This is a genomic window from Oleiphilus sp. HI0066 (assembly GCF_001635725.1).
Genome location: NZ_LWFH01000158.1, coordinates 1 through 17,743 on the forward strand (window position 1 = coordinate 1; position 17,743 = coordinate 17,743).

The following is a 17,743-nucleotide window of genomic DNA, read 5'->3' on the forward strand; positions in this document are numbered from 1 at the left end:
AAACAACTCAATTATGCACGCGCAGTTGGACGCACCATGCAGTTCAAAAAAGCTGCGGAGGAATGCAATGTCAGCCCTTCAGCGCTGACTACGGCAATTAACGAATTAGAAAGCCAAATCGGCATGAAGGTTTTTGAACGTGATACAAAGAAGGTGCTCATTACACCAGCGGGCGAAGAATTCTTAGCACAAGCCGAGAAGATCTTAATTCAAGTAGAAGACCTACAAGCGATGGGTTCATTGAATGATGCGCCTCTCAGCGCCCCTATGTCTGTTGGATTCATTCCAACCATTGCGCCGTTCTTACTCCCCAACCTATTAAAGAAGATCAATACCAAGCACCCAAACTTTGACCTGCGCGTAATTGAAGAACAATCGCACGTCGTCGTGGACAAAGTGCGCCGAGGAGAAATAGACGCAGCGATTCTTGCCCTTCCCTATCCTTGCGATGGTCTACTCACTTTCGAATTTTGGGAAGAAGACTTCTATTGGATTACACAAAAAGACAATGAACTGGCTGGTCTTAAAGAAATTCGTAGTAAAAACGTTGATGAGTCAAAACTCATGCTTTTGAAAGAAGGTCACTGTTTAAAAGACCATATTCTCGATGCCTGTCATCTATCAGCTTGGCAAGCAGAACACGGTTTCAGCGCGACGAGTTTAAATACTCTGGTGCAAATGGTAGCGGGTGGATTAGGCTCAACCCTCGTGCCAGAAATGGCGCTGGAGCAACTGATCAAACAGAACCCAGATCTTGCGGCAGTGCATCTCAATGAACCCGGGCCACATCGCAGTATTGCGTTGATAATTCGCCCTAACTATCCGCGTATCTCAAGCATCGAGGCTTTAAAAACTCTGTGCCGCGATGCATTAGAGCCTTTACGTCCCTCTGCGTAACATTTGGTTAAGAGATCGATCAAAATCCATGCTATTAGGCAGGTGCTGACCGATATTATGCTGCCATACCAGAAGCGTTTCTAAGCTCATCGGTTTAGCGACAAAATACCCCTGTATGAGATCAACATCTTGATCAAGAAGATAACGAAGTTGGCTTTCAATTTCGACACCTTCTGCCACGATTCGACACGATAACTGCTTGGCCAAATAGATAATCACGTCAACGATGCTGCGTCCGGCATCGCTATGCTCGAGTTCGTCAACAAAGCGCTTATCGATTTTGATCTCATTGACGGGAAGTTTTTGCAAATAGGCTAAGGACGAATATCCTGTACCAAAATCATCAATAGACAAATCAAAGCCCAAGCTTTGTAAGCGCTTCATCTGTCGCATGGCAACGTCTATTTCAGTCAGTAAAGTCCCTTCGGTAATCTCTATGGTGATTCTTTCTGGAGAGACTTCATAGCGGCTTAATACCGAGGTCACGGCCTTTTCAAAATCATCTTTTATAAACTGGCAAGCACTGATATTAACCGCGATTCTGAAGTTTTCAGCGATACTTTCATCGCGCTCCATCACCTTCACTACACTGCACACATGACGAAAAACCAGTTCTTGTAGTTGCGGCATGATGTCGAGTTTTTCTGCTAATGGAATGAACTCAACTGGAGAGATAAAACCTTTTTCTGGGTGCTCCCAACGCATTAATGCTTCGAAGCCTTTTACACGTCCTGTTTTGTCAACTTGAGGTTGGTAGTACACCGTCACTTCTTCGTTATTCAGCGCATGCTCTAAGTCATATTCTAGGTGGAGTTGTTCGATCAGGTTTTTTTGGATCGTCTCATCAAAAAACACGACGCGCTCGTTGAGCTCTTTGGCTCGGTACATCGCAGACTCAGCCTGATTGATCAATTTTTCAGGGACAACGTTCTCGCCGCCAAAAACGTTGATTCCAACTCTCGCTGAAACTCTTAGCAGTTTATCGGCCACTTTGAAGTGCTTGTCGAATACCGACAGTACTTTCGTCGCGATACTCGTTGTGTCGCGCGTCAGCGTTTTTAGAGAATCGCTCATCGCATCAAGTAAGATTACAAAGTCATCGCCACCAATACGCGCTAGAGAATCCCGATGATCCAAGACCGCACCGATACGCTTTGAGATCGCAACCACCAGAGCATCACCACCAGACATTCCTACTGAATCATTCACACGTTTAAAATCGATCAAATCGACATATAAAATAGCGCCAAACAAGCCTTTGCTATTTGCTTTTCTCGCTTGCATCCCCAAACGTTCTTTTAGCAAACGTCTATTTGGCAAACTCGTTACCGAATCATAAAAGGAGAGCTTTCGGATCGTATCATCGGCCTTACGACGTTCTGACACATCTTGTGCGACCCAAATCACATGCCCCTTTTCAGGCTGATCTAGATCGTAAACAGGAATAGGAGAAACCCGTGCTTCAAAAATACGATTTCCCGTTTGAACATCTAGCTCATACTCATACACCATACGTTTCTGTTGATCGAGACACTCATGAATAACATTGAGCATGGCTGTGCTAATTGCAGGAGGGAGGATGTCTGACAATTTCTGCCCAAGAAGCATATTGGCAGGCAAGACTAATGATTTCATCTCACCGCCATAAATATCGACGTAATAGCCATCTTCATCGAACACGAGAACTAGATCCGGCATCGCCCTAGCAAAGCTCTCAAAGCGATGGCTGTTATGTTGTAAGGCTTTATGCAGCTGACTTGATTTCCCTTCGTTGATTTTTTTCTCTAGAACTAAACCTGCCAGATGAGAAAAGCGCTCAATCAGATCAACAAGATCTGCGTCATACTCACATTCGTGGCCGAAATAAATGGCAAAACTGCCAAGCACTGAGCCATAACTCGCCATAATCGGGACAGACCAGCATGCCCGTAGTCCCGCGCCTAAGGCTAAGCCTTTGTAATCAGCCCAGAGTGGATCCGTTTCGATACTCGACACATTCACATTCTTCGCTGTATAGGCCGCTGTTCCGCAAGACCCAACATTAGGGCCGATTTCTGCGCCATCAATCGCCTCGGAATATTCCTTGCTGATGCTAGGTGCTGCACCATGGCGTAGATGTTTCCCATCCAGAAAGAGAATGGAGCAATACGCATCTTCACGCGGAATCAGTCGCTCTATTTCTGTCGCGATGAGCTCCAAACATTCCGCCCATTGCCCGCCTAAAGCAATAAGAGAAATGATGCGCTGTTGAACATCTAACAGACGCCCTGCGTGTAAATGATGCATAAACGTTCAGCCTAAGGTTAACGATTTTTTATATTGGGCGTAACCGTAGTCCAAAATTTGAAATATTCGACCTTAAACACGCACTGAAACTATATTTTTTACTCGCTCACACAAACGACATAATGATTTTGTATTTTCATCTCCAAAGAGATAGGATTTTGGTCTCCTAAGCGTCCGAGATGTTGCGCTTGTTGTAGGGCTCGTGCAGTTCAAAACAAGAATCGTAATAGAGTGAGGACAGCATTGTGTCGACTGGGACGCACTTACAGCATCGGTGTGATGACAAAGTGATCAGCACACTCTTTATCAAGCTTTTCAAACAGACCTTAATACAACACGACCTTCCTTTCGTTGCGTCAGAAGCGTTGCGCATTGCACTCGAGAAACCACAGGGAAAGATCGATTTATTAGAAACCACTGAATGTCTAAGCACCAACTTATTAGACGCTGAAGCCGGCATCGGGCTCGCCTATGGACAGCAACTTAGTGTCATCGCAGCAGATGGTTTTGGGCAGTTGTTGATGACGAGCGAAACACTCGAAGACGCTTTCAACCACTTAAATCATTTCCGTTTATTGTTCGGCGTGCCCTGCTTATTTGAGCTAGAACCAACAAGCACAAATGTGCATAACCTGAAACTCAGTGTCACGCATCACTCCAAGCAACCGGAAGCACTAAAACACTTTATCTGCGAAGCACTACTTAGCACTATTCAACAACAGTCTTCTTGGCTCTGCGGGAAAGAGCTTCGATTCAATTGCGTAAGTCTTCCGTTTGACAAGCCTTGGCATTCGAAAATATATGAAGACTATTTTCAATGTGAAATACATTTTGAACAAAACACCCTGAGTGCCGAATTTGATTCAAATTACCTAAGCTACCCAATTCTTACGGCCAACCCTGCAATCCACCGGTGCAAACTCGCTGAGTGTAACGATGCGATAAAGAAGTGTGAAAAACGGATTTCAATTCAGAAAAGGCTCTTTGTGCTATTTGACCAACACATTCCAAACCTACCCTGCATTGATCAAGCAGCAGAACAACTTCAATTATCGAAAAGCGCATTGCATCGTAAGTTGTCTAAGGAAGACACCAGCTATCAACAAACGCTTAATAAATTTAAACAGCAAAAGTCTGTGAACCTGCTCAAGAACACCAACTACACCATTAGTGAAATCGCAGAGCGAATAGGTTTTAGCGATAGCTCTACGTTTCGTAGAGCATTCAAGACGTGGACCGGCCAGCAGCCTTCTAAACTACGCAAGCACGCTCAAACATTTCCCTAAGTCTTATCAACTATTTGGTCAATGAAGCACGCTGTTTAAAGTCGAGTTCAGAAGATTTTTTAACGCGAAATATGGCGCCGCGAGTCAAAAGAGTGAGTAAGGTTAAGCCCATGACGACACTGACAAACCAATTTCCGTAAAGTGTGTATAGGGTCTGTTCAGAGCGCCAATCAACAATAGAGGCGCGAACACCCTCTTCACCTAAAGGCACATTATTCACGACGCGACCCGCGGGATTTATCACCGCACTAATGCCGCCGTTCGTTGCACGCACAAACCACCGCCGATGTTCGATAGCCCGTAATTTGGCCATCGCCAAATGAATGTATGGCTCTTTACTCATTCCAAACCAACTATCGTTAGCAACAGAGATAATCAATTCGGCATGATTGTTTGCCACCATCTCGCGCACTAATTCAGGAATCACGGTTTCATAACAAATAGGTGTGCTTATACGACGTCCTTTAAAGGTCAGCGCCGTTAAGGAATCACCCGCTTCAAAACGTGAGTATTCCGGAAATACCTGCGCAACGAACGATTCGTGCTGTGACAAGATGGTCTCGAATGGCAAATATTCTGAAAAAGGAATCAGTATATTTTTACTGTACTGACTCGCCACTCGGTTATTTTCATCAATTAAAAACACGGCATTATGCGGACTTAAACGCCCCTGTTTGACCGATAATCGCGTGGCTCCGAAAACGATTGGCGTATCAAGATCTTGTTGAATAGGCTGAGCATCCACCGGCAGAGTACCTTGTATTGCTCGGCCGTATGCCGCTTCAGGCCAAACTAACAAATCAATCTCGTGCTGTGCGATAAGACTGCGACTAAAGGCTAGATGTTGCTGATGCGCAGTTGCACGTTGATCAGGACGAGACATGCCATAAATATCACTTTGCACAAGCCCAATAGACATTTGTTGTTGAGGCTCTGCGACAAAAGACTCTTCCTGTTGAACTTGATAAACCCCATAAAAATATAAACCTCCCACAATGCCTACCGTACTCGCAATAGACTTCATGGATGTGAAACGACGCTCTTGCAACAATACAACACAGCATGCATTTACACCGATCACACATGCACTGAGCAAATAGACGCCACCAAGATCAGCAGCTTGTGCTAGATATGGCGCCCGAACGAGTGATGCACCCAAGTAAAAAGGAAACAGATTCGCTTGCGTGAATTCAATGATGAGCAAAGCAGCCATAGAAGACAGCAATATCCCGACATTGAGTCTGCGCATCGCGACGTAGAGCAGCGCAAACACAGCAAAATGCAAGGCGATGACGAATCCATAAGCTAGCCAAAGCAAGCTTCCGGTATGGTCTTCGCCCCGAATAAATCCGTCACTAAGCGCGAGAAGCCAAGAATACCCAACGAAATAAAGAACACTGCCCATGGCAAAGCCAGTGAGCGCAGAAGAATAAAAGCGCTTGGATCTTTCAAGCGCTAGCAACAAAGGAACAAAACAAGCAAAGGCGAGTAACCAAAGCCCAAACCCGACATTCGCAAAAGCATATAGAGCACCTGAAGCGCAGGCGCTTAAAAACAGAAAAATAGAGCCTTTCATAAGAATACTCTTTTATTATATTTTGCCGAGTGCGCGATTCGCCTCCTCAGCTTGCGCTTCTAGTTTAGCTCTATATGCGTCTTTATCCGCCATCCATTCCTGCTTCTGATCGATGAATACTTGACGCTGCTCAAGTGCACGCGAGATTTTGTTCGGCATTTCCTGAAGTTTGTTCAAGTGCATCGTTCGCGCTAAAGCTTGCCCTGCATAATCATCTTCTGGGAGCACATTCCCATAGCGCTCTAAGATCTCGGTCAAAACAATTACATAGTCTTCTGATAGTTTTTCCTGATAGGCGTAGTAGTCTCGAATTTCCTGTTCGCTGGCGTGACGTGCCATCATTTTCGTTTCAATCGCTTTTAACTCAGCGCGCTTCGCTTCTCGGGCCTCAACGATTGAAGGGTCGTCAGTTTGAGCAGCCATGGTCCAATATAAATTATCTGTTGTGGCTTCGCGTACGACATCAAGATCGACCTTTGACCATGCTTCCATTTTGGCATCATAAGCCAACTCAGGATCATAATCTTGCGGCGGCATTTCAACATCACCGGCAATCACTGTATCTGTCGTTAAATACTTGGGATAGCTGCCTTGAACACCTGAAACGCGTTCATCATGCGAGTCTGGATTTGGAGAAGGCGTTGGGACCTGTTCTGTCACGGGTAAAAAACTCGGATCAACGGTATCGTCCTGATTCATTAATACAACAACGACTGATGCCCCTAATACGGTTGCCATGAAGGTTAACTTTATACTTGTTCTCATCGTGTCACCCTAATTATTCTGTTGTTCTTAGTTTTGTGTATTGCCTTTCCTAGCATTGCACTAGGAAAGGACTTTTATCTGAGTTTACTCTGTGGAAATAAAGCTCAGAATCTAGATCGCATCACTGATCAATGGACAGTAGATACCACAACCAGGATCTTCGTTGTTGTAGTTATTGTATGGTTCAACTAAACGCCATGTTGCACCCGCAACGAAGGCATCAAGAAATGCCGCCATACCATAGAACGTACCTGGGCACTTCCACGTTTGGCCTATTGGGAACTCCCACCAGCGTTTTTTACGAATACTTGGGCAAGCGTGTGAGCCTATGAAGGTAACGATGGTTGAACAGTGGCTATCATTGATTGGACGATTCCAAGGAATCATGTAGCCATAGTTTGGCAAGGTATTCATTTGCGCAATCAAGATCTGATGATCTTCCTGCCACTTCGCCAAAATAGAGTTGTAATCCATGTTCGGGAAGAAACGCTCATAAGAGAATCGCGAGAAGTTAAAGTCGGTGCTGTAAGCCGTATAAGCAAATGAATCTTGCGGATACAAGTTTGCCGCCGCGGTATTTGCCGTGCCCATATCATCAATATTGAATGAAGCAGGCATATTCGCAAGCACAGTAGGCATGTCCCAAGCCGTAATGATTGTCTCGTGCAACTGACGCGAGTTGTAGCTCGAATCGGGTGCTGGGAACAATGGTCCTGAGTCATTCAGCATATAGCCTTTGGTGAAGTCTAAACGCTGACGCACTTCATGATAAAGCGCCGAAGACGCTACACCACCAGCACTGAAGCCCGTAATCATCACTTTGTTCATTGTCCCTAGACGCGTATTTAGAAAGTCCAAGGCCGCAGTCGAGTTTGCATAGCCATTATGATGGAAGGTAATTGGTGGATTCACACCCGTCGGGTCGTCATACACCTGAACATTATTACCTACATGTACATCGCCGGTGCAATACGGCATGTAGGCGGCATCCCATCCATTTGTTGCCAAATTCTCACGACGACGGAAAGGTAAACCAGGATCGTTACCGTTCATAATGGGCGAAACGAATTTAGCCTTCGTCTCATAAATATAGTTATCGGAGAGACCATTCGGGTTTGATGCACCAAGCAGACCTAGTGCACCAGAGCAACTCTCGTAGTCCCAACACGCACCGCCTCCTTCATAGCTTATAACGAGGTTATTAGAATTCGGATTGTCATAAACCCAAAACTTGTATTGCGATCCGTCACTACACTTCGTGCCCGGAAGTTCCACTTGTTCCCAAGCAAAGTCATTTCCACCATTTACAACATCCTCAATACCAATAGCATGTGCGCCTAAAGACACACCTGCTGCCAGCGACAGGCCTAATGTTGTTTTAATGACGTGCGAAGAAAATGATTTCGTTTTTATCATTGTTTTCACCACAGTTATTAATTGATTAAAAAGTAATGTGGCATCAACTGCGAACTACGCCACGCGAGCAGTTAAAACGAAAAAGCCAGATTTGAAGAGGGCAGAAAATAACAGCTTTGCTGATTTCACCAACACAATGCCCCCTTATTGAGCTCAAAGCTCTCAAAAAAGGAAAATTGGCCGCTTTGCACACACGCAAGCGATTGCAGAATCAGAAGTGGGAAATGGATAACAGAGTTACGTTGGCGATCACATAAAAAGCGGTTTAGTATTTAGTCTATTCATGGATGTGAGCAAAGTAATAACGATGTCGATAGCAAGCCCAGAACAAAACATTGAATTCAAGCAAATAGCTAGCCTAGGTGATCAAAACTATCCGAGCTTTGAGCTTTCGCTCATTCTCAAACGACTCAAGCGACAGGGACAAACTGCTTGGTGTGAACATCTCGAAAAAGAGTTAGAGCTAGACATTCTGCTCAATGAGCCATTCATACCCTCACACATTGCCCTTGATGGTTTATCACGTGTGGTTGAAGATCAATTCTTGATTGGTTTGGGTATTCATGTCGCGAGCGAATATTCACTCGCAAATTTCGGTATTTTGGGAACCGCTTTTCGTCATGCACCATCACTCTATGATGCACTCGAAATCTCACACAGCTATTACGAGCTGCTAGGCAGCTTTACTGATCTCACGATTATCCAAGATCAAGAAGAACTGACCCATCGGCTTGTAAACGTATCAGGACTGAGTGAGCGTTTACTGCACATGATATTCGAGTTAACGATCGGCGGCATGCAAGCCGTCTCGCGCGAGATCACGGGCAGTCCAGTTAAAACACGTGCTTTAAAATTCGTTCTAAAACTTACAGAGGCGGATAAAGCCTTCTATCGCAGTCACTTTGATTGCGAGATTGAAGATGACGCAAAATTCAATGAATGGGTAGTGGACCTTGCTCATCTTAAACAAGAGCTCACATACGCTTACCGTGCAAAGCATGAATTGAAAGACAGCATTGAGCAACTGAATCAACTTATGCAAACACTGAAAGATGAGTTCGCATTGGTCAACAAGTTCGACCGCTTAGTGCGAAATGACGGCGATAGCTACCCTAACTCCAAAGCCATTGCCGAAGCCATGTGTATGAGTGAACGCACCTTCCGACGAAAACTTGGAAAGATCGGTCTAAATTACAATACTTTGATGGGCAAAATTCGTTGCCAAATTGCGATCGCAATGCTTCAACAAGGCGACTTTACCAATGAAGATATTGCCTTCGAATTGGGCTTTTCAGACGCGGCAAATTTCTGCAACGCATTTAAAAAGTGGACAAAACAAACGCCCAATTTTTATCGACCTTGAGGCTTATTATCCGCATTTAGGTGAGCTAAGCTTCTTCAGCCTTGCTTCCGAGCAAACAACAACCACCTAGCAATAAAACTGTCATTAAATTTGCTCTATACTATGGTGTTTTCGTCTTTGAGAAGCACCATGATCTCCATGCTCTACATTTGCACTCATAATCGTTGTCGCAGCATTCTTAGTGAAGCAATCACCAATAAACTCGGTGATCAGAAGTTAAAAGCCTATAGCGCAGGTAGCAGCCCTAGCGGCCAAGTTCACCCCTTGAGCATTCAATATTTGAAAGAGCATGGCTATGAAACCGAAGGCTTAAAAAGCCAATCTTGGGATGAGTTCTCACCAGACTTATTAGACGAAGGGATCGATATCGCGATTACCGTGTGCGATCAAGCAGCGAAAGAGGCCTGCCCAGTTTGGTTTGGGAAACAAGTGAAACTGCACTGGGGCCTAGCAGATCCGTCAAAAGTTGAAGGCAGCGAGGAAGATCAGAAAGTAGCCTTTGATGCCTGCATTAAAGAGATCGAAGCGCGCGTCCAGAAAATGCTCAGTTTTGACACAAGTGATCGCGAGTCGTTTATCGCTCAAATAAAAGAGTCTTTGGCTTAATTCAAATTTCTAAAAGGATCTACAATGGGAATTTTTGAACGCTACCTTAGCGTCTGGGTCGCCTTAAGCATTGGTGCAGGAATATTGTTAGGTGTGCTCGCACCCTCCACTTTTGAAGCGATTGCCGGATTTGAATATGCCCATGTGAATATACCTGTGGCCTTATTTATCTGGCTCATGATCTATCCGATGATGGTGCAAATCGATTTTAGTGCCGTCAAAGAGGTCGGTAAAAAACCCAAAGGTATAGTGCTGACAGTTGTCATCAACTGGTTGATTAAACCTTTCACAATGGCTGCACTTGGCTGGCTGTTCTTTAAAGTCATTTTCGCGGACATGGTTGACCCTCAAACTGCCTCCGAATATATCGCGGGAATGATATTGCTGGGCGTTGCACCCTGTACCGCCATGGTGTTTGTATGGAGCCAACTCACGAAGGGCGATCCAAATTACACATTGGTTCAAGTGTCTGTAAACGATCTCATTATGATCTTTGCCTTCGCGCCAATCGCCGCATTTTTGCTTGGCCTGAGTGACATTACTGTGCCGTGGGAAACACTATTACTCTCGGTATTACTCTATGTCGTCATTCCGTTAGTCGCAGGCGTTATCACCCGCAAGAAGCTCGATAAACCCGACAACCATGAAAAATTAGAGCAGTTCTTGAGCCAGATAAAACCTTGGTCAGTCACCGGCCTGCTTGCCACTGTTGTATTGTTGTTTGGCTTCCAAGCGCAAACTATCTTGAACCAACCCTTGGCGATTGTGTTGATTGCAATCCCACTTTTGATTCAAACCTACTTCATTTTTGCCGTCGGTTACGGCGCAGCAAAAACCTTAAAGCTTCCGCATAATGTTGCCGCACCCGCATGTTTAATTGGCACATCAAACTTCTTTGAACTTGCCGTCGCAGTCGCCATTTCACTTTTTGGCTTACACTCTGGAGCAGCCCTTGCAACGGTTGTAGGTGTATTGGTAGAAGTTCCAGTGATGTTGTCGCTGGTTGCATTCGTCAATAAAACGCGCAGATGGTTTGACTAAACCTCCAACATTGGGGTCCGAGTACTAGTACTCGGACCCCAATCCCTATCTCTCAGTATCTTCAGATCTACCCTATCCGCCTCTATCCTGCTCAGTTCTCAGTTTTCACCCTAGTTCGACAAAATACATAAACTTACTAAACCGAACAAAAAGTAAACACGTAAGGGCTCATATCAACGTTAGTTGTGTTGAGTGGCCACTCTTATCTGGACTGCTTTGGCAGCCCGAAAATCGAAGCAGTAAAAATCGGACTTTCTCGCTAGATAGGAGTTAACAATGAAAAATTCAAAAGCTTTGCGCCTACTTTGCGCAGGCATGATTGCGTCTACCGTTTCTGTATCGGCAAACGCTTGGTCGTTCTTCAAATTTGGAGGCGCCGACAAACCTAAACCTACCATTACCGAAATCGTTGCTAAGAGTGGCAATGGCTTCGATCATCGCCGTTATGATAACGATATTTTATTAGCCGCGGTTCAAGCAGCTGGTCTTGCTGAAACACTTGCCAGCGAAAAGATCGACGTAACAGTATTCGCTCCAAGTGACGCTGCATTTTTGCGCTTGGCTCGTGACTTCGGCTATGAAGGGAATAGCGAAGAGGGCGCATTCAACGCGATCTTCGCCACACTGCTAGGATTATCTGGCGGTGACGAGGATGCAGCCATCGATATTCTGCGTAACATTCTGCTTTACCATGTTGCTCCTGAATCACGTTCTAAATTCAGCGTCATATATAACGGCGAAGTACCAACCCTACTTGATGGTGCTAGCATCTTACCTGTTGGACTTCAGCTCGTAGATAACGACCCAGAATTTAAGAATCCTAAACTGTCATTCTGGAAGCGTGGTACAAAAGCAAGCAATGGTATCGTGCACTCCATCAATCGCGTACTTATTCCACTCGACCTGCCAGCGGCAGGACAAAGTGATCTCCCAACTATCGCAGGCACAGCTATCGCAGTCAGCTCACTTGAAGGCGTCGATAGCAATCCGAATGACTTTGATATTTTGCTGCAAGGTATTCTTGCAGTTGATGCAGGCAAAGCTGCTGGCGAAGGCTTAGTTGACATCTTGAGCACCGTGCCGGGCTTAACGGTATTCGCGCCGACTGACGCTGCATTCATCCAGCTTGTGAAAGACTTAGGTGTTAATGTGAGCACAGAGCAAGAAGCTCTTGACGTTGTGCTTGCAGCGCTACCTGGTCTTACGGGGCTAGATTTAGCAACAGCACTTGAGACCGTCATTACCTATCACGTGACGGTAGGAACCGGTGACACTGCACTGACCTTGAAAGACCTTCTTGTTGCAGATGAAATCGATACCGTGCTTGGTCCAGTCATCAAACCTGATGGCCGCACACTTGGCGATATCGAAACACGTGTCGCAGATCCAGAGTTGATCTTACGTGCTGGAAATATCTTAACAAGTAATGGTCGTATCCATCCGATTGACCGCGTATTGCTTCCTGCAGAACTAAATCTTTAATTAAGATTGAAAATCTGGGGTCAGAGTCGTTTTACTCTGACCCCAATATAACTCTCCCGCTAGATTAGCTTAATCGCGCGGCAATTCCTTCTGAATGCGTGTGATCTAACTATTTACTCATCAGCTCATAGAGCAACTGTGCTTCGACAGGCTTAGAAATATAATCATCCATGCCTGCTTCTAAACACATCTCCTTATCGCCTTTCATCGCATTTGCGGTCATCGCAACAATCGGCACATCACGCTTAAGCGGATTGCTTAATTGACGAATCGTTCGGCTAGCTTCATAGCCATCCATGACCGGCATCTGACAGTCCATAAAGACAAGGTCAATCGACTGTTCGTTTAAGGTATCAACGGCTTGTTTGCCATCTTCAGCCATAATCACCTCGACACCAACCTTATCAAGCATTAACTCAGCAACAGTCCGGTTGATTGCATTATCATCAACCAATAACACGCGACGTCCTGAGAAGTCATAGGTTTTTTCCTCAACATCAAACTCTTCATTCGACGAACGATAGCTCTTTCACAGCGTTCTCAGCACGACGCGACAACATCACCACGCGCACCAACAATGCCAGAATTAATGCGATCAACGACACGGCAAAACCGTTCACAGAGCGGCTATATACCGCCAATTCATTTTCGAGTTTTTGCGCTACGGTGTTGAAGGTTGATTCCGAAATGAGACCATCAATACGATCGATTAAAGTTAAGGTATCGCTGTAACCTTCTAAGACTTTTTGCTTATGCTGTTTAAACGCTTCCAGTAAGGCGTCGTCACCAACATACGTCGCAGAAATTTGGATGAGCGCTCTATCAATTGCGCCGCTATTAAAAGGCGTCGGCTTCAAAGCAAAATTAATAATATCGAGCTCTAATTTGTGCTTACCAGCATCAGATAGATTCGTTTGGGATAGCAGTTCAGTTTTACGTTGAATTAAGAAACGCGTGGAATTTCGCGTCAGAGCCAATTGTGTTTTGAAGCCTTCAACACTGGACTCAAAGCGCCGAAAATCTTGCGCTAAACCAGCATCGAATTCATTTGAGATATGCGGATAATACTGCTGAAGATCAGTGCGATACGTTTGCTGATGATTGGCACTTTCAAATAAACTCATCGAGACTTCATCGTAATTAAGTTCACCTGCCGATTGAAGCTTCACAAGTTGGTTATAGATGCCAATCTGATCTGCATTGAAGCCATTCCAAGAAGCTAGCAAAGCGCGCACATCTTGGCTCCGCGCCATAAACACAAGTATTCCGGCAATCAATACAAATGCCACAACACCACCGAGACTGGTTAACGCGCGACTTGAGGGGAATTTCATTGTTCGTTCTCCGCCGGCATATGACGATGACTCGCATACAGATTTGGCTTCATGGGCTGTGTTTGACGAGCGTGATCATGGTGTTCTTCGTGCTCATGCTCTTTAGGTGGTATCTCATCCATTTGATGATGCTCCTGATCATGAACATCATCGTGTTGTGCCTCAGAACCGTGCTCTTGATGACTTGAATCCGCGACATTTAGCGGCTCAGCGCTTAACGTTTTCAAAAACGCCACAATATTCTCAACAGTGTTGACGTCTAAGCTCACCCCGAGTTGGTAATAGGCCATTTTGCTTACCGCATCATGCAAGGTCGGAGATGTTCCGTCATGAAAATAAGGGGCTGTTTGTGCAACATTTCTTAGGCCAGGAACACGAAACTTATAACGGTCTTTTTCGTCTCCAGTTACTAGGTATAAACCATAGTCCGATTCATGTATCTGCTCTTTGTCCGCAAAATAGTCGTGAAACAAACCAAGACGTTGGTATAAGTTACCCCCCAGATTTGCTCCTTGATGACAAGACACACAGCCCAAGTCGTTAAATGATTCGAAGCCTTTTAATTCAGGTTCAGTAAACGCAAGTTCATCACCCTGTATAAACGCATCAAAATCGCTATTCGGCCTGACCATAGTGCGCTCGTAACTTAGTAATGCATCCTCAATGTTTTTCTGCGTGATACCTGCGTTGAATGCATCGGCGAAAGCTTTTACGTAATCTTGATTTGATCTAAGACGCTCAGCAACTAAATCCCAATTGTTGTTCATTTCAATAGGATTGTGGATAGGCCCTTGCAGCTGTTCGCGCAAATCTAGAGCGCGACCATTCCAGAACTGTCGAGCATTCAGGCTTACATTTAGCACTGAAGGTGGATTTACATCACCCTCAGCACCCGCAACACCTAGAGATTTTACTAAACCATCATCTCCACCGAGCGCTACAATATGACAGCTCGCACATACGACAGTGCCGTCGCTGCTCAGTTGAGGATCATGAAATAGCTTCTCGCCCAAGGCAGCGATCTTGGGATCTTCATTATGGAGTTCAGGAATAGGCCTGAACGAGAGAACTCGGAGTCTTTAAAGGTGTATTCTGCGCGATGCTCATGATTGTGTGACTCTTCATGGTGAGCATCATGTCCTTGGCTATTGTTGTGAGTGCTTTTATGGCCACTATGGTCATGGTCATCATGGCTAGAGCTGTCGCTGTGCCCACATACTGACAGCATCACGAAGGTGAAATATAAAGCGATTAAACGAATAACAAACACAGCCACTGTCCACCTAATTAAGTTTGATGGCGGCTAGTATAGTCAAGCTTCTTCACCCTGCCTGACTTGTTACACTCTCATACAAAATTCCTAAAAAAAGCCTGACGTAACGTTTTGTATTTTCTTGTACATTGCGCAGTAGAGTTGGATGAGCTTGCTATAGTGAATAAATACACAGCAAAACGATAAAACAACTCTAACTAATAAAAGTAAAACTACCGTGCGACTTACAACAAAGGTGAGGCGGTACTGGCGAGTATTGATATTAGGTACATTGATAGGATTCAGTGTTTGCTCTCCTACAACACATGCCATTACTGTCATTGGTCATGCATCGGTAGACAGAAACGAATTGCAGCTCAAGGAAGTAAGAGCGATCTTTACAATGAAAAAGCGTCTATGGTCGGACGGGCAACGCGTACAAGTCTACGTACTGAGCCAAGATCAGAAAACACATAAAGCATTCTGCAAGCAAGTATTGGGAGTCTTCCCAAGGCAGCTTGACGCCATCTGGCAGCGTCTCGTTTATTCCGGCACTGGGCAAGCGCCTGTTGCTTTATCCTCAAAAGAAGAAATGATCCAAACCATTGCAAATACTCCTGGTGCGATCGGTTACATCCAGCAAGACTACGACCATGAAAATATTAAAGCCATTCGCGTACATTAGCAGCTTGTTTGCGTTGGCAAACATTGCACAAGCCGAGCAATGGTTTAGCCAAAACCAAGTTGAAGGCTTTTTAAGTCAAAGCCTCATCTATTCGAGCGACCACAACTTTTTAGCGCAATCTGATGACCAAGCTTCTGTCGATATGTGGGAAGCCGGCGCTCTATTCTCAACAAAAGTATATAAAGACCTACGTTTTTCTGGGCAATTGCTCGGACGGAAAGTCAGTGAGACAAGCGGCAACGACTTACGCGTTGATTATGCATTTTTGAGTCATCCGCTCTATCGCAGTGAAGATAGCCAACTAACAGCCCGCTTAGGACGAATTCGTTCCTCTTTCGGCTTTTACAATGAAACGCGCGATATTCCTCATACCCGCACAGGTGTGATCATGCCGCAATCGGTGTACTACGATCAGACGCGTAATTCCTTCTACTCTGCAGATGGTGCTGAGCTGCATTGGTCGAAGTCTTTGGGTGAAAATGCACTTAGCTTTCAAGTCTTCTACAACCAACCTGTAACCGATATGGATGAGGCGCAAGAAGCTTCGCAACTTGAGCCAAGTAATTTAAAGGGCGATTCAGGTTTATTGGCAAAACTTGCTTATGGTTCAGAGTTCAATGGTTGGCGCGCTGCCATCACTTACTATCGACCCGAATATACGATCGACCTCAACCCCTTAATTAACGTGCCAGCAAATGCGATATTGCCTGGATCACCTGACTTGAATGATGTGCAAATTTACGCAGATGATTCTTCGTTCTATTCCGAAACAGTTCTGACTTCATTAGAATACAACGCCTTTGAATGGGCTGTGACCGCTGAATACTCGCGTCATAAGTTTCAGTCGAACATTAATTTAGATCTAGCCCAGACAATCGCGGGATCTTCAGCATTAACGTCTTTGAATGCCACCTACCCAGGTGTAATTCAGCAATATACGCAAAATACGATTCGATACCTTGGTTATGAAGAGTCGTTTTATATTCAGGGTTTATATCGCTGGAGTGATCAACACGAAACCTATGTACGTTATGACTACAACAAACAACGCGATGTCAGCTTTGCTGATCCACGCGGACACTTTGTAGATGTTAATATCGGTCAAACATGGAGACCGAGCGAAGATTGGCTCATCCGAGGCGAACTGCATTACATAGACGGATGGTCTCGTTTATTTAACCGCGACAACATGAACATCAGTCGCAATCGATATTGGCACGCAGCCATGCTGCAAATTGCCTACCGCTGGTAAAAGGATCTACCGCATTGAAACAAACACAAAAACCACAATTTAGCATTAAGTGGCAAGCTTTCGGCCTAACTAGCCTCGTACTAGCGGTGCTGTTTGTGTTTGTTTTATTGGTTCTCACTAATGCGACATCTAGCCAGTTCAACGTGGCGATGAATACAATCTTCGAGCGCAATCAAAAACAATTTCAAGCCTTGCTAGATGTCGAAGGCCAAAAGATATCGCAGCTGTCTTTATTCACCGCACGGAACCAAGGTCTCGCGAAGTTATTGGCAACTGAAAACAGTCAATCCATTGAAAATGCGCTATCTGATCTCAGCTGGAATCTGCAAATTGAATACGGCATCGATAAAGTCATGCTCTACGACGCACAAGGTTTTGAGCTTTCAACAACAGCCGAAATGAACGAGCAGATCTTCGCGCAATCAATTCTCAGAAAAGAACAGCATGACTGGCGACTGCAGTGCAATGCGCAGTGTTATGTTGTCGCTGGCGCCCCTATTCT

At 45.0% G+C, this 17,743-nt stretch carries 17 protein-coding genes; 9 read left to right on the forward strand and 8 right to left on the reverse strand.

Annotated elements, in window-relative coordinates; translation table 11 throughout:
* The coding region (locus tag A3738_RS02660) for a hydrogen peroxide-inducible genes activator (RefSeq protein ID WP_068763330.1) at positions 1–897 on the forward strand (897 nt) is incomplete at its 5' end.
* Here A3738_RS02660 and A3738_RS02665 read toward each other — a convergent pair.
* Complete coding sequence (locus A3738_RS02665; RefSeq protein ID WP_068477913.1) at positions 880–3,183, reverse strand: EAL domain-containing protein; 2,304 nt, start codon at positions 3,181–3,183, stop codon at positions 880–882. The genes A3738_RS02660 and A3738_RS02665 overlap by 18 nt on opposite strands.
* A gap of 245 nt (positions 3,184–3,428) precedes the next feature.
* Between A3738_RS02665 and A3738_RS02670 the strand changes: the two genes are divergently transcribed.
* Positions 3,429–4,469: an AraC family transcriptional regulator gene (locus tag A3738_RS02670; protein WP_068477912.1), complete on the forward strand. Its 1,041-nt coding sequence runs from the start codon at positions 3,429–3,431 to the stop codon at positions 4,467–4,469.
* 10 nt (positions 4,470–4,479) lie between these two features.
* Here the strand turns inward: A3738_RS02670 and lnt are convergent, their stop codons facing one another.
* The 3 genes from lnt to A3738_RS02685 form a co-directional block, all read right to left on the reverse strand.
* Positions 4,480–6,045 carry an apolipoprotein N-acyltransferase gene (lnt, locus tag A3738_RS02675; protein WP_068477911.1) on the reverse strand — a complete coding sequence of 522 codons (1,566 nt, stop codon included), beginning with the start codon at positions 6,043–6,045 and terminating at the stop codon, positions 4,480–4,482.
* Positions 6,046–6,060: 15 nt separating this feature from the next.
* The gene (locus A3738_RS02680) at positions 6,061–6,783 is read right to left on the reverse strand and encodes a hypothetical protein (RefSeq protein WP_068763297.1); all 723 of its coding nucleotides are present in this window, start codon (positions 6,781–6,783) and stop codon (positions 6,061–6,063) included.
* 138 nt (positions 6,784–6,921) lie between these two features.
* Positions 6,922–8,226 (reverse strand): pectin acetylesterase-family hydrolase, encoded by a 1,305-nt coding sequence (locus A3738_RS02685; protein WP_068477905.1) that lies wholly within the window; start codon positions 8,224–8,226, stop codon positions 6,922–6,924.
* A gap of 307 nt (positions 8,227–8,533) precedes the next feature.
* Between A3738_RS02685 and A3738_RS02690 the strand changes: the two genes are divergently transcribed.
* The 4 genes from A3738_RS02690 to A3738_RS02705 all read left to right on the forward strand — a co-directional run bounded on the left by A3738_RS02690 (position 8,534) and on the right by A3738_RS02705 (position 12,718).
* Entirely contained in the window at positions 8,534–9,589 is a 1,056-nt protein-coding gene (locus tag A3738_RS02690) for an AraC family transcriptional regulator (RefSeq protein WP_068756182.1), read from the forward strand.
* A gap of 129 nt (positions 9,590–9,718) precedes the next feature.
* A complete protein-coding gene (locus tag A3738_RS02695) occupies positions 9,719–10,195 on the forward strand; it encodes an arsenate reductase ArsC (protein WP_231876510.1) in 477 nt (158 codons plus the stop codon).
* Positions 10,196–10,219: 24 nt separating this feature from the next.
* A complete protein-coding gene (gene arsB, locus A3738_RS02700) occupies positions 10,220–11,236 on the forward strand; it encodes an ACR3 family arsenite efflux transporter (protein WP_068502791.1) in 1,017 nt (338 codons plus the stop codon).
* Positions 11,237–11,512: 276 nt separating this feature from the next.
* A complete protein-coding gene (locus A3738_RS02705; RefSeq protein ID WP_068502326.1) occupies positions 11,513–12,718 on the forward strand; it encodes a fasciclin domain-containing protein in 1,206 nt (401 codons plus the stop codon).
* Between the two features lie 109 nt (positions 12,719–12,827).
* Here A3738_RS02705 and A3738_RS02710 read toward each other — a convergent pair whose 3' ends face one another.
* Genes A3738_RS02710 through A3738_RS29775 form a run of 4 tightly spaced genes read right to left on the reverse strand, consistent with a single transcriptional unit; the run spans position 12,828 to position 15,328 of the window.
* Positions 12,828–13,178 (reverse strand): response regulator, encoded by a 351-nt coding sequence (locus tag A3738_RS02710; protein ID WP_068502793.1) that lies wholly within the window; start codon positions 13,176–13,178, stop codon positions 12,828–12,830.
* A gap of 46 nt (positions 13,179–13,224) precedes the next feature.
* Positions 13,225–14,052: a DAHL domain-containing protein gene (locus A3738_RS02715; RefSeq protein ID WP_068502794.1), complete on the reverse strand. Its 828-nt coding sequence runs from the start codon at positions 14,050–14,052 to the stop codon at positions 13,225–13,227.
* The gene (locus A3738_RS02720; RefSeq protein ID WP_068502797.1) at positions 14,049–15,065 is read right to left on the reverse strand and encodes a cytochrome-c peroxidase; all 1,017 of its coding nucleotides are present in this window, start codon (positions 15,063–15,065) and stop codon (positions 14,049–14,051) included. The genes A3738_RS02715 and A3738_RS02720 overlap by 4 nt, the downstream gene beginning before the upstream one ends.
* On the reverse strand, positions 15,032–15,328 hold the full coding sequence (locus A3738_RS29775; protein ID WP_156502764.1) for a hypothetical protein: 297 nt from the start codon (positions 15,326–15,328) through the stop codon (positions 15,032–15,034). Before A3738_RS29775 ends, A3738_RS02720 begins: the two co-directional genes overlap by 34 nt.
* 379 nt (positions 15,329–15,707) lie before the next feature.
* Between A3738_RS29775 and A3738_RS02725 the strand changes: the two genes are divergently transcribed.
* The 3 genes from A3738_RS02725 to A3738_RS02735 form a co-directional block, all read left to right on the forward strand.
* The gene (locus A3738_RS02725) at positions 15,708–15,989 is read left to right on the forward strand and encodes a hypothetical protein (RefSeq protein WP_082869146.1); all 282 of its coding nucleotides are present in this window, start codon (positions 15,708–15,710) and stop codon (positions 15,987–15,989) included.
* Positions 15,958–17,241 (forward strand): hypothetical protein, encoded by a 1,284-nt coding sequence (locus tag A3738_RS02730; RefSeq protein ID WP_068477886.1) that lies wholly within the window; start codon positions 15,958–15,960, stop codon positions 17,239–17,241. The genes A3738_RS02725 and A3738_RS02730 overlap by 32 nt, the downstream gene beginning before the upstream one ends.
* Positions 17,242–17,255: 14 nt before the next feature.
* Positions 17,256–17,743 (forward strand): cache domain-containing protein (locus A3738_RS02735; protein WP_156503899.1); only part of this gene is annotated, 488 nt, incomplete at its 3' end.